Source organism: Orrella daihaiensis, from assembly GCF_022811525.1.
Lineage (GTDB): Bacteria > Pseudomonadota > Gammaproteobacteria > Burkholderiales > Burkholderiaceae_B > Algicoccus > Algicoccus daihaiensis.
In genome coordinates, this window is record NZ_CP063982.1 from 658,198 (window position 1) to 670,856 (window position 12,659).

The window sequence follows — 12,659 nt, forward strand, 5'->3', positions numbered from 1 at the left end:
GCGCCACGTGGGCGTGCTCACAGCTAAAAGCAGTGAGCTGATTGTTCGCTGTTAAATTGTGTTTGAACAGCAGTCACAAACGGGGAAGTGGAAATGGACTTTGAGTTGACGTCCAGGCAACGCGATCTGCAGATGAAGACGCGAGAATTTATTGCCAACAAAATTATTCCGATGGAATCTGATGAGCGCCAAGGCGCACATGGTCCTGAAGAATCATTGCGTGCCGAGCTCGTGGATTTGGCTCGTCAAGCCGGCTTGTTGACACCGCATGCGTCGATCGACATGGGAGGCCTGGGTCTGAGTCATGTAGACAAGGCAATCGTGTTCGAAGAGGCTGGCTACTCGCGGCTCGGACCAACGGCCCTGAATATTCATGCGCCCGATGAAGGCAATATTCACCTCATGGAAGTAGTGGCCACGCGTGAACAAAAAGAAAGGTGGTTGCGCCCACAGGTTCAGGGACATATACGCTCATGTTTTGCGATGACCGAGCCGGATGGGGCTGGTGCTGACCCCTCGATGCTGGCGACCACTGCTGTGCGCGATGGCGATGACTACATTATCAACGGTAAAAAGTGGTTCATCACCGGTGCTCATGGTGCTTCGTATGTCATCATCATGGCCAAACTGGAAGACGGCTCGGCAACCATGTTTCTAAGCGACATGGATGTGCCTGGTATTGAGATTGTGCGCTTGATGGACGCCATGGATACATGTTTCACCGGAGGTCATGCCGTGATGCAGTTCAACAATCTGCGGGTGCCGGCAAGTCAAGTCTTAGGTGAGCTTGGTAAAGGATTCCGATACGCTCAGGTTCGATTGGCCCCCGCTCGTTTGACGCACTGCATGCGTTGGCTTGGCCAGGCCAGACGAGCTCATGACATCGCCACTCAGTACGCCCGCACTCGTGAAGCATTTGGCAAGCCTTTGGGCAAGCATGAAGGCGTTGGTTTCATGCTGGCAGATAACGACATGGATTTACATACGGCACGTATGCACATCTGGCATACCGCAGCTGTGCTCGATCGTGGTGAGACCGGTAACTTCGAGTCGAGTCGTGCGAAAGTGGTCTGCTCCGAAGCCCAGTGGCGCGTGGTAGACCGGTGCGTGCAGATTCTTGGTGGCCAAGGTGTGACCGGTGAGACTGAGTTGATGCGTATCTTCACGGATATGCGTTCGTTTCGCATTTATGACGGCCCCAGCGAAGTTCATCGCTGGAGCATGGCCAGAAAAATTCTTGATGGCAAGGCTCCGACACCATGACAGAAGGGATTGATTCAATTTTTCGGCTCGATGGCAAAGTGGCCCTAGTGACTGGGGCATCGAGCGGTTTGGGTTTGCACTTTGCCAAAGTACTGGCTCAGGCTGGGGCCCATGTGGTGGTAGCTGCCAGACGCAAGGAACGTTTGCAAGACCTTTGTGCCGAGATCGTGCGTGATGGGGGGCGAGCAAGCGCGGTAACGCTTGACGTCACTGACGTGGCCAGCGTTGCGGCTTGCTTTGATGCTAGCGAAAAAGCTGCAGGTGTGCCTGACATTGTTGTTAGTAACGCAGGCACCACGGTGACCAAGATGGCCGTAGATCAAACGCCAGAGGATTTTGATCAGGTCATGAATGCCAACTTGCGTGGTTGCTGGCTGGTAGACACGGAAGCGGCTCGTCGACTGATCGCTGCAAAAAAGTCCGGTAGCATCATCAATATTGCTTCTATCCTTGGAGCGCGGGTAGCGGCAGCCGTTGCGCCCTATGCGATCTCCAAGGCAGGCGTGATTCAAGCGACCAAAGCCATGGCGCTTGAATGGGCTCGATACGGCATTCGCGTTAATGCCCTGCTACCCGGTTACGTTCGCACGGAACTCAATAGCGAGTTTCTCGATAGCGACGTCGGGGACAAGTTGCGCATGCGTGTGCCTAGCCGGCGTTTTAATGAACTGGTTGATCTTGATGGCCCGTTATTGTTACTGGCCAGCGATGCTGGTCGGGCCATGAGCGGTTCAACGGTTGAAGTCGACAGTGGTCACTTGGTGAGCGGTCTATGAGCCAGCAAGTAGCGCTCGACGATGCAGCTTGGGCCAGACTAGGGAGCTACTTGTTTGAAGAGGGTGTCATACCAAGCCACGAGATCGTAGCGACGTTGCTGACCGGTGGGCAGTCAAACCCGACTTATCGTTTGGTCAGTGGCGACAAATCATTTGTTCTGCGTAAAAAACCGGCTGGGGACTTGCTGCCTTCGGCGCATGCCATCGACCGGGAATACGGCGTCATGAAGGCCTTGCAAACCACGCCTGTGCCCGTGCCTGAAATGCTGGTCTATTGTGAAGATGAGAGCCTGATAGGCACACCCTTTTACGTCATGCCATTTCTGCAGGGCAGAGTATTTTTTGATCAGACATTGCCTGGCATGACCCGCGACGAACGCGCGCAGGTCTACGCCAACATGAACCAGGCGATTGCTCAGTTGCATCGAATTGATCCGGAGGCAATTGGCCTAGGTGATTACGGCAAGGCAGGTAATTATTTTGGTAGGCAAATCAGGCGTTGGAGCCAGCAGTACCAAGAACACCACACTGATCGTATTGCGTCGCTTGAGCACCTCATCGAGTGGCTGCCCGATCGCATCCCGGCTGGCGACCTAACCACCATTGTTCACGGTGACTATCGTTTGGATAATGTGATGCTGCATGCCACAGAGCCAAAAGTGATTGCTGTGCTTGACTGGGAGCTCTCTACACTCGGCCATCCGCTGGCAGACTTCTCATACCACTGCATGAGCTGGCATATTCCGCCGTCGCTCTGGCGCGGCATTGGCGGCTTGGATCTTGCCGAGCTCGGCATCCCAAGTGAGCGTCAATACATTGAACAGTATGTGTCCGTGACAGGCTACAAAGGTGTGCAGGAACACTGGAATTTTTATCTTGCCTACAATTTTTTCCGGATTGCGGCGATACTCTACGGCATAGGAGAGCGTGCCAGGCAGGGCACGGCCACAGCCTCAGACGCCATGGAAATGGCCGCCAAGGCTGAGCCATTGGCCGATATTGGCTGGCATTACGCACAACAATATCAAGCTCAGAGAGGGTGACAAATGGGTGAGGGTCTTGCTCGCGATGCGGCCAATTTCGTGCCGTTATCGCCGTTGAACTTTTTGGTGCGTGCGGCCGCGGTTTATCCGCAGCGCACAGCGTTGATACATGGCGATCTTCGGCAAACGTGGGCGCAAACCTATGAGCGTTGCCGCCAGTTTGCCAGTGCGTTGACCAAACTCGGTATCAAACGCGGTGATGTGGTGGCGGTCATGGCACCGAACATTCCCGCACTGTATGAAGCGCATTTTGGGGTGCCGATGGCGGGCGCTACATTGCTGGCGTTAAACACCCGATTGGATGCTGACACCACCGCCTACATTCTTGATCACTCCGAAACCAAAGTGCTCTTGTGTGACCGTGAGTTCTCGGACTTGATGAGTGATGTGTTGCCCAAACTTGCCAACAAAATCATTGTGATTGACATTAATGATCCGGTCTATGCGGGAGCAGGCGATGCCCTTGGAGAGATCGATTACGAACAGTTGTTGGCCAGTGGCGATCCTGCATTTGAAATGCTGATGCCAGAAGATGAGTGGGACAACATCAGCCTTAACTACACATCAGGCACGACAGGCAGACCCAAGGGGGCGTTGTACTCGCATCGCGCCACTTACCTGAATGCCATGGGCAACATGGTGTCCGCTGGCATGCGTTTGCAGTCCACCTACCTGTGGACGTTGCCGATGTTTCACTGTAACGGCTGGTGCTTCCCGTGGACGCTGGCCATGATTGCAGGCACCAATGTGTGTCTGCGACGGGTAGAACCCAAGGCTATTTTTGCGGCCATCCAGGATCACCATGTCGAGTACTTCTGTGCTGCACCGGTGGTGTTGACCATGCTTGCGCACGCGCCCAAGGAGCATCGTTTCACGCCGGACTGGACCGTGCAGGTGATGACCGGTGGCGCGGCACCACCGGCAGCGTTGATTGCCGCCATGGCCGAGTTGAGTATTGAAGTAGCTCATCTCTACGGGTTGACGGAGACGCTTGGACCATCCGTCATTTGCGCTTGGCATGATGAGTGGAATGAGCTGAGCCTAGATGAGCAAGCCAAGCTCAAGAGCCGTATTGGCGTGCGTAAAAACACGATGGAAGATGCGATGGTCGTGGATTCTCACACCATGGCGCCCGTACCTTGGGATGGCAAGACCATTGGCGAATTGGTCATGCGCGGCAATACCGTGATGAAGGGGTATTTAAAGAACCCGGAGGCAACTGCGCAGGCGTTTCATGGTGGTTGGTTCCATAGCGGTGACTTGGTCGTGGTCCACCCCGACGGTTACTTCGAAGTGAAAGATCGACTGAAAGACATTGTGATTTCTGGTGGCGAGAACATTTCAACGGTGGAAGTTGAAGGCGTGCTATACCGTCATCCGGCGGTGCTTGAGGCGGCAGTCGTTGCTATGCCGCATGAAAAGTGGGGCGAGACGCCGTGTGCATTTGTCACGCTTAAAGATGGAGCGCAGGCAAGTTCTGATGACATCATTAAATTCTGCCGTGAGCACTTGGCAGGGTTTAAGGTGCCCCACAAAATTGTGTTCTCCACCCTACCTAAAACTTCGACGGGCAAGATCCAGAAGTTTGTGTTGCGAGAGCAGGCCAGGGAGTTGGGTGTTAATTAATTAGTGAGTGCGATCAACGCTCAATTTCTTTGAGAATTCCTCGATTAAGATATCTCGAACAAATTCTCTAGAACATCCACCATGCGCCAACCACCCTCCCATTACCCCGGCCTGCGGTTTCTGCATTCTCCGGGCCCTACTCACGTGCCCAAAGCCGTCATGGATGCGATGTCAGAGCAACCCATGGATATGGCCGATGAACGGCTTGATCCTTTGATCGCTGACTGCGAGAACGGGTTGCGTGCCATCATGAGGACCAATGAGGCCGAGGTCTTCATCTATTCGTCCAATGGCCATGGTGTGTGGGAAGCAGTGACCGTTAACCTGGCAGCTCCCGGACAAAAGGTGCTGGTCGCAAGCACTGGTCATTTCTCGGACTCTTGGGCACTCATGACCGAAGCCATGGGCGTAGAAGTTGTGCGCACACCGTACCGGGAAGGCTATCCCATTGATCCGGCCGACATTGAGCAGGCTCTGAAGGCTGATGCCAAGAATGAGATTGTTGCCGTCTACGTTGTACAGACTGATACAGCTTCGAGCATTACGAGCGATGTGCCTGCCATCCGTGCAGCAATGGATCGCGTTGATCACCCAGCGCTGTTGGTTGTTGATGTGGTCGCCTCGCTGGCTGCAGCGCCTTATGAGATGGACGCGTGGGGTGTGGATGTGACCCTCGGTGCAGCTCAGAAGGGTTTGATGTGCCCACCCGGCATGGCGTTTTGTGCGGCAAATGCACGGGCGATTGAAGTGGCTCAAGCCAATCCGGCGCATCGCTTCTACTGGGATTGGAAACGACGTCGAGGTGCGCCGTCCTACAAAAAATTCTGCGGCACACCACCTCAAAGCTTTTTGCAGGGCTTGAGAGTTGCGATCGATTTGTTGCACCGCGAAGGGCTAGACAATGTGATTACCCGTCACCGGCGGTTTGCCGAGGCGGTTCACGCAGCCGTTGAAATTTGGGCTCAAGGCGGCCAGATACGGTTTGTCTGCCAAGTCCCATCAGCTCGGTCGGTCTCAGTGACAACCATTGAAATCGATGGCGTTAATCCAGACACGATCCGCCAGGTGGCGCGCGAACAGTTCAACGTGTCGCTTGCTGGTGGCTTGGGCCCATTTTTTGGGCGGGCGTTTCGTATTGGCCATTTGGGCGATTTGAGCGCACCGATGGTGCTCGGCTGCCTAAGCGCAGTTGAAGGTACTTTACGCATGCTGAACGTGCCAATTGGTTCAGGTGCGATTGATGCGGCACTTGATTCGCTCAATGCGCAGTGACATCACGTGCTTGTCAGTCATTGCCAGCCCGGCTTTTTGAGTCTGCTACAGTGACAATCGAATTTGTTTGTATGAGACCGTTCGATGTGAGGTGTGCAATGGGACTTGTGAGCCAACTAGCCAAGACAGCCGAAGTTATTAAAAAATCGAGCTTCATGATGTTAGGGCTGGCCGCGGCAATGGCTCTTAGTGGTCTCGATGCCCATGCATCAAGTTCGACCAATGCTGCTGCCGCTGCTACCCAACCGATTTGGCTCATGGGCGAAGTGCATGACAATCCCGATGGTCATGGTTATCGCCTGCGCGACCTGCAGGCAGCCGTGACTGCAGATTGGCGGCCGGCTATTTTGATGGAGCAATTCAATGTTGATCGGCAAGCTGAGCTCACCCAAGCCTGGCAGACCTGTAAAGAAGCGCAATGCGTGATTGACGCTGCTGGCGGCAAAGGTTGGCAGTGGGATTTGTATAAACCCGTCATTCAATTGGCATTGGCCTATCGTTTGCCGCTCGTGGCGGCCAATGTCTCTCGCGAGCAGCTTGGGCAGGTGATGAAGCAAGGTTTTGGGGCGGTGTTTGATGAGGACACAGTCAAAGCTTATGGGCTAGACAAAGCGCTGCCACAAGAGTGGCTCGACGGGCAGCGAGTAGCCATTCGTGAAGGGCACTGCAACATGCTGCCCGAGGAAATGATTGACCCCATGGTCAATGCCCAGACGGCGCGCGATGTGATGTTCGCCAAGCTGATGGCTGAGTACGCACCCCAAGGTGTGGTTTTAATCGCTGGTAATGGCCATGTGCGCAAGGATCTTGGAGTCTATGCCTGGTTGCCACATGAATTGAAGAGTGAAGTGACTGTGTTTGGGTATGTGGAGCCTGATGGGGTCAGTGCCACTTGGTACGACCAGGTGCGTGTGGTTCCAGCGCACCCGCGCCCAGATCCTTGCGAAGCGTTTAAACGCAGTCGATCTTGAGACATTGGAGACTAGTTTGAGAGTTTGCAAATGGATTGGCGTGATGCTCTGCGCCTTGGCACTAGCGGGCTGTGGCAATAACCCCACAGCTGAGCGTACACCTGATGGCTTTGACCCACCCTATAACTATTACTAAATACGGGCACGGTTCGGTCCCAGCGCAGCCTTAAATAATAAGACCCATTGGCTAACCCGAGGTAGCCAATGGGTCTTATCCGAAAGCTCGCAAGACTTTGGTTAGAACACTGGCGGATGCGTCACGATCGATTTCAGATCTGCCGTATCCGCATGCAGTTTGCTGGTGTCTGGCTTGGGACGAGTCAGACTGGCCTCGCTTGCTAGTGCTGTTTCCATTGCGCTGCCAATGGCCAGCAAGCGCCCATCCTGGTAGAGCGGACCGATGACCTGAATGCCAAATGGCATGCCGGCTTCATCAAGGCCTGAGGGCAGTGATAGAGCGGGATGCGTACTCATGGTGACTACGTAGGTCAGGGAAAGCCATTCATAGTAATTACGCATTTTCTGGCCATCGACCGTGTCGGCATACAGCGTCGACCAGGGGAAGGGCGTGACCGGAGTGACCGGTGACAGAATGACGTCATACTGTTGCATGGCTGTGGCGAAAGCTTGCATGATGCGAGTCTGCTCCAAATGTGCCCACGCACGGTCGGCCAGTGTCATTTGCTGGGCAATTTCCATGTTGGCCCTAACGTTTGGACTTAGCGCGTCTGGATCGTTGGCGTATTGTTCACCCATTTGCGCGATAAACCCTTCAGCGCGCATCACATCAAACGCCCGATGAGGATCGCCCAAATCAAGCTTGATCGGTTCACACACCTTGACATGTTTGGCAATGGCTTTAACGCGGTTCTCAAACACTCGCCGGATCATGGGGTCAACCGCGCAGCAATCGAAGTCTGCGGTGTAGGCCACGCGCAATTGGCTTAAGTCGATGTTGGGCTGTGGCCATATGACCTTGGGGCTATTGGGGAATGCCAGCGGATCCATGGGTTCGTTGCCTAGGCAAGTGCTAAACATCAGCGCCATGTCTTCGATGTTGCGTGCCATGGGACCCACCACATTCAGTACTGACCAGCCTAGTTTGCGCCCGCTTTGGGAAATCATGCCAGGCGAAGGACGAATGCCAGCCACACCGCAATAGGCTGCCGGGATGCGCAGCGAGCCGCCAACGTCTGAGCCCGTGCAAAGCGGTAGCATATCGGTGGCTATGGCCGCGGCCGAACCGCCAGATGAACCACCGGCGTTAAGCTTGGTGTTAAACGGATTGCCAGTAGCGCCCCAGACAAAATTGCGGGTGTTGGCACCGGCACCCATGTCGGGGGTGTTGGTCTTGGCGGCGATAATGGCGCCTGCCGCCTTAAGACGGGTCACCAGCGAGTTGTCTTGAGTCGGCACATGGTCCCGAAACCCAGTGTTGCCAAATGTCGTGAGCAGTCCCGCGGTTTCAGTCAGGTCTTTGATGCCCACGGGCAGGCCGTGCAAGGGCCCGAGCTTGTCTCCATTCATCACCGACGCTTCGGCTGCCTTGGCTGCATCTCTGGCGCGATCAAAGTCGGTGGCACATAGTGCATTGATCCCCGGATTGACGGTTTGCATTTGACTGATGAAAGCATCAAGCACTTCGACTGGCGAGAGTGTCTTTTGTCCGATATGACGGCGTAGTTCGATCGCTGATAGTGCGATGATGTCTTTTGACATGGTTGTGTGCTCCTGCTGCGGCCTGCTCCCGCAATCACTTCGGATTTGAACTTCGGGTTTAAGCCATTGTTGTGGTTATGAATTAGTGACATCATTATGGCATTGAGCCGCTCTTCATAAAGGCGGCCTGGAGAAATTTGTGATCGCATTGCAGGAGGCTGCCCGCGCTGGGCTATTAAAACCCGCCCACTGGGCCAACAACATCATCGCGGGCCTAGTCGTTGGCGTGGTGGCGTTGCCTTTGTCCATGGCTTTTGCGATTGCCTCTGGTGCGCGACCCGAGCAAGGGATCTACACCGCTATTGTCGCGGGCGTCATGGTGAGCCTGTTTGGTGGTAGCCGACTGCAGATTGCGGGCCCCACTGGCGCGTTCATTGCGATTCTGGCCGGCATTACGGCTACATACGGCATCGATGGCTTGCAAGTGGCGACCTTGATGGCAGGCGTCTTGTTGTTGCTCATGGGCATCTTTCGCTTGGGTGGCATCGTGCAGTTCATCCCGGCACCGGTGATTATTGGATTCACCGCTGGGATTGGCGTGATCATTTTTACCGGGCAGTGGGCGGATTTTTTAGGGGTTGAGCGGCAGCTGTCTGGCCAGTTCCATCAAAAACTTTGGGCTGTCATTCAGAACGTGCCGAATTTGAGCTGGGCCACGTTAGCCATTGGCATCTTGAGCCTGGCGATTTTGCTGGTTAATCCAAAAATCAAGCGATTGCGCCGCATCCCTGGCCCCCTGATTGTCTTGGTGTTCGCTACCCTGACTCAAAGTGTGTTTCAGTTTCAGGGTGTGGCTACCATTGGCTCGGCGTTTGGTGGTATTCCCAGAGGACTGCCCGAGTTTCAGCTGCCGGACCTGTCGTTTGGCAAGATGCTGTTGCTCATTGGGCCAGCGATGACCATTGCGATGCTCGGGGCCATTGAGTCATTGCTCTCCGCTGTGGTGGCTGACCGCATGGCAGGCACACGCCACGGATCAAACCAGGAGCTGGTAGGCCAAGGCTTGGCCAACATCGTGGCGCCATTTTTTGGGGGGTTTGCAGCTACCGGTGCGATTGCACGCACCGCCACCAACATTCGCAATGGTGCTACCAGTCCATTGGCTGGTGTGGTCCATGCACTGACCTTGGTGGGTGTCCTATTGCTGTTGGCACCCCTGGCAGTCAACATTCCGCTGGCGAGCCTGTCTGCAATCCTTTTTGTGGTGGCCTGGAACATGAGCGAGCCCCACCGTGTCGTTGGCATGCTTAAGCGCGCACCAGCAGCTGACCGCGTGATTTTGCTGGTGACGTTTTTTCTGACGGTGTTTGCTGATCTGGTGGTGGCGGTTAACGTTGGCGTCGTACTGGCGGTCTTGCATTTTTTGCGCCGCATGACCCAGACCGTGAAAATCCAGCAGGTCGAAGACACCGCTGACCACCGCATCTCCAAAGCAGTGGGTCCCTTGTTTTTTGGGGCGGTGGGGCCAATCGAACTGGCCGCCCGGTCAGTGCCAGACTCAGTATCACGCTGGATTATTGATCTGAGTGAAACTCCTTTTATCGATGCCACTGCGATTCAGGCACTCGAAGACGCCATCGGCAATCTCAAAGCCCGCGGTGTAGCGGTAACCCTTGCAGGTGCAAACGCCTTGGTTTATCGCAAACTCTCGACCCATGGCACGTTATCGATGTTGGGTGAGGGCGGCTACGTATCTTCAGTCCAGTACGCGATCACGAAAGATGTGTGACGCCCGCCACCGTCAAAATGACTGCCAATTGATCGGTAGAGTGTTTTCCCCCCAGACTATTTTGGCAGTTCTTGGTGGCGTATTGGATATGACTTTGCCACGACGAATCACTGCTAGTCGAGTCGCGCGAAGCCTAATCGCCTCAACCGGATTGCTAGCTTGCAGCAAAACCAGATCAGCATGGCAACCGGGTGCCACGCCATAGTCTTCCAGATTCAGAATACGTGCAGCGTTAGTTGTCACGGCCTCAAAACATCGCCGCATGCCATCTTGGCTGGTCATTTGCGCGACGTGCAAGCCCATGTGGGCTACTTCCAACATATCGCCAGAGCCCAAGCCGTACCAGGGGTCCATGACGCAATCATGTCCGAACGCAACCGTAAGCCCTGCCTGCATAAGCTCCGGCACCCGGGTCATGCCACGGCGCTTGGGATAAGTGTCGTGGCGGCCTTGCAAGGTGATGTTGATCAGCGGGTTGGCGATGACGTGCAGATCGGCTTCGACCATCAGTGGTATGAGCTTACTGACATAGTAATTATCCATGCTGTGCATGGAGGTCAGATGCGATCCAGTAACACGGCCGGTCAGTCCAAGCCGCTGCGTTTCGAACGCCAAGCTTTCCACGTGGCGAGACATGGGATCATCACTTTCATCGCAATGCATATCGACCATGAGTCCGCGTTCGGCCGCAATCTCGCACAGGAGCTTTACGCTTTGTGCGCCTTCATGCATGGTACGTTCAAAGTGTGGAATGCCGCCCACGACATCAACGCCCATGTCAAGCGCACGTTTTAGATTATCTATTGCACCTCGACTGCGCAGTACGCCATCTTGCGGGAAGGCAACGAGTTGCAAGTCAAGGTAGGGTTTGACTGCTTCTTTAACTTGTAACAAGGCTTCGACAGCCAGTAAGCGCGGATCACTCACGTCAACGTGGCTGCGGATCGCAAGCAATCCATTAGCTACTGCCCATTGACAGTACTGGGTGGCAGACTTAACGATGGCGTCTTGTGTCAGTGTAGGTTTCAACTCACCCCAAAGTGCAATGCCTTCAAGTAGTGTGCCGCTTTCATTGACTCGAGGCTGACCATAGCGCAAAGCCGAATCAAGATGAAAATGCGCGTCTACAAACGCAGGGGTAAGCAACTGTCCCGCAGCATCGATTTCATCGTTGGCCGTGGCCTGCGTTAAAGCCGCATCGGGCTTGATCTCGACGATTCTACCGTTGGCAATTGCCACTGACATGTGTTGATGGCCATCGGGCAGGCTCGCATGGCGGATGATTAAGTCAAACATGGCTTATTGGTCTCAACGATTCGATTATTCCTATCTTAACGCTCACCTTTGCGATAGGGCTTCATCAGCGCTTGTGGATAGGATGCTTTTCTGGCGACGATGATGAGCGCCACAATCGACAAGACGTATGGCAGCATCAAGTAGAGCTGGTAGGGGATCACATCAGCCCCGGGCGTGGTCTGCAGCCGAATCTGCAGCGCATCAAAAAATGCAAATAAAAGTGCACCGATGAGCGCTTTGCCCGGCCGCCAGGAGGCGAACACCACGAGCGCGACACAGATCCAGCCACGGCCATTAATCATGTTAAAGAAAAACGCATTAAATGCAGCCAGTGTCAGAAACGCACCAGCAATACCCATCAAGGCGGAGCCTGCCATGATAGCCAGGGTTCTTGTAAGCGTCACTGATACACCTTGGCCTTCGGCCGCGTGTGGGTTCTCGCCGACCATGCGAATCGCCAGACCAAATGGCGTGCGATACAGCAGCCAGGCTAGCGCGGGCACTAGTAACAAAGCCAGCAGGGTCAGCGGCGTTTGTTGGCTCAGGATCGGAATGGCCAGCTCGGTCATTTCACTAAACGTTTGAACCGTTGGTGGTGTTGATACATCGGCAAACGTCATCCGGTAGCCGTAGTAGCTCAGTGCGGTCGCGAGCATGGTGATACCTATCCCGGAGACGTGCTGTGATAGCGCCATCACCACGGTCAAGAAGGCATGTAGTAAACCAAACAATGCACCCACGCCCGCTGCCACCAGCACACCGGTCCAAAGCGATGCCCCCATGTAGACTGCTAGCCAGCCCGTGAAAGCGCCAACGACCATAATGCCCTCGATACCCAGATTCAAGACACCGGCACGCTCACACAACAAAACGCCCAAGACGCCAAATAATAATGGTGTGGCTAGTCTTAACACAGCCACCCAAAAGCTGCTTTGTCCAACAATATCTATCAGCTCGGCCATCA

General features: G+C 54.7%; 10 protein-coding genes. 7 read left to right on the top strand and 3 right to left on the bottom strand.

Annotation, left to right across the window (positions count from 1 at the left end):
• The first annotated feature begins 93 nt into the window (after positions 1-93).
• From DHf2319_RS03160 to DHf2319_RS03185, 6 genes are all read left to right on the top strand, one after another.
• Entirely contained in the window at positions 94-1,263 is a 1,170-nt protein-coding gene (locus tag DHf2319_RS03160) for an acyl-CoA dehydrogenase family protein (protein ID WP_243479348.1), read from the top strand.
• Complete coding sequence (locus tag DHf2319_RS03165; protein ID WP_243479349.1) at positions 1,260-2,039, top strand: SDR family oxidoreductase; 780 nt, start codon at positions 1,260-1,262, stop codon at positions 2,037-2,039. Before DHf2319_RS03160 ends, DHf2319_RS03165 begins: the two co-directional genes overlap by 4 nt.
• Positions 2,036-3,082 (top strand): phosphotransferase family protein, encoded by a 1,047-nt coding sequence (locus DHf2319_RS03170; protein WP_243479350.1) that lies wholly within the window; start codon positions 2,036-2,038, stop codon positions 3,080-3,082. The genes DHf2319_RS03165 and DHf2319_RS03170 overlap by 4 nt, the downstream gene beginning before the upstream one ends.
• A gap of 3 nt (positions 3,083-3,085) precedes the next feature.
• Positions 3,086-4,708 (top strand): acyl-CoA synthetase, encoded by a 1,623-nt coding sequence (locus DHf2319_RS03175; protein WP_243479351.1) that lies wholly within the window; start codon positions 3,086-3,088, stop codon positions 4,706-4,708.
• A gap of 81 nt (positions 4,709-4,789) precedes the next feature.
• Positions 4,790-5,980, top strand: a complete 1,191-nt coding sequence (locus DHf2319_RS03180; RefSeq protein WP_243479352.1) for a pyridoxal-phosphate-dependent aminotransferase family protein — start codon at positions 4,790-4,792, stop codon at positions 5,978-5,980.
• A gap of 98 nt (positions 5,981-6,078) precedes the next feature.
• Positions 6,079-6,951, top strand: coding sequence for a ChaN family lipoprotein (locus DHf2319_RS03185; RefSeq protein WP_243479353.1), 873 nt, complete (start codon positions 6,079-6,081; stop codon positions 6,949-6,951).
• Between the two features lie 237 nt (positions 6,952-7,188).
• Here the strand turns inward: DHf2319_RS03185 and DHf2319_RS03190 are convergent, their stop codons facing one another.
• Positions 7,189-8,670: an amidase gene (locus DHf2319_RS03190; protein ID WP_243479354.1), complete on the bottom strand. Its 1,482-nt coding sequence runs from the start codon at positions 8,668-8,670 to the stop codon at positions 7,189-7,191.
• 139 nt (positions 8,671-8,809) lie between these two features.
• On the opposite strand from DHf2319_RS03190, the gene DHf2319_RS03195 reads away from it, so the two are divergent.
• On the top strand, positions 8,810-10,399 hold the full coding sequence (locus tag DHf2319_RS03195) for a SulP family inorganic anion transporter (protein WP_243479355.1): 1,590 nt from the start codon (positions 8,810-8,812) through the stop codon (positions 10,397-10,399).
• A gap of 12 nt (positions 10,400-10,411) precedes the next feature.
• Here the strand turns inward: DHf2319_RS03195 and DHf2319_RS03200 are convergent, their stop codons facing one another.
• Both DHf2319_RS03200 and DHf2319_RS03205 read right to left on the bottom strand, forming a co-directional pair.
• A complete protein-coding gene (locus tag DHf2319_RS03200; protein ID WP_243479356.1) occupies positions 10,412-11,695 on the bottom strand; it encodes an amidohydrolase family protein in 1,284 nt (427 codons plus the stop codon).
• A gap of 35 nt (positions 11,696-11,730) precedes the next feature.
• Positions 11,731-12,657 (bottom strand): ABC transporter permease, encoded by a 927-nt coding sequence (locus tag DHf2319_RS03205; RefSeq protein WP_243479976.1) that lies wholly within the window; start codon positions 12,655-12,657, stop codon positions 11,731-11,733.
• Between the last annotated feature and the right edge of the window lie 2 nt (positions 12,658-12,659).

Excerpts from the sequence above, each read along its gene's own strand:
- DHf2319_RS03160 (WP_243479348.1), top strand. The coding sequence starts at position 94 with ATGGACTTTGAGTTGACGTCCAGGCAACGCGATCTGCAGATGAAGACG.
- DHf2319_RS03165 (WP_243479349.1), top strand. The coding sequence starts at position 1,260 with ATGACAGAAGGGATTGATTCAATTTTTCGGCTCGATGGCAAAGTGGCC.
- DHf2319_RS03170 (WP_243479350.1), top strand. The coding sequence starts at position 2,036 with ATGAGCCAGCAAGTAGCGCTCGACGATGCAGCTTGGGCCAGACTAGGG.
- DHf2319_RS03175 (WP_243479351.1), top strand. The coding sequence starts at position 3,086 with ATGGGTGAGGGTCTTGCTCGCGATGCGGCCAATTTCGTGCCGTTATCG.
- DHf2319_RS03180 (WP_243479352.1), top strand. The coding sequence starts at position 4,790 with ATGCGCCAACCACCCTCCCATTACCCCGGCCTGCGGTTTCTGCATTCT.
- DHf2319_RS03185 (WP_243479353.1), top strand. The coding sequence starts at position 6,079 with ATGGGACTTGTGAGCCAACTAGCCAAGACAGCCGAAGTTATTAAAAAA.
- DHf2319_RS03190 (WP_243479354.1), bottom strand. The coding sequence starts at position 8,670 with ATGTCAAAAGACATCATCGCACTATCAGCGATCGAACTACGCCGTCAT.
- DHf2319_RS03200 (WP_243479356.1), bottom strand. The coding sequence starts at position 11,695 with ATGTTTGACTTAATCATCCGCCATGCGAGCCTGCCCGATGGCCATCAA.
- DHf2319_RS03205 (WP_243479976.1), bottom strand. The coding sequence starts at position 12,657 with ATGGCCGAGCTGATAGATATTGTTGGACAAAGCAGCTTTTGGGTGGCT.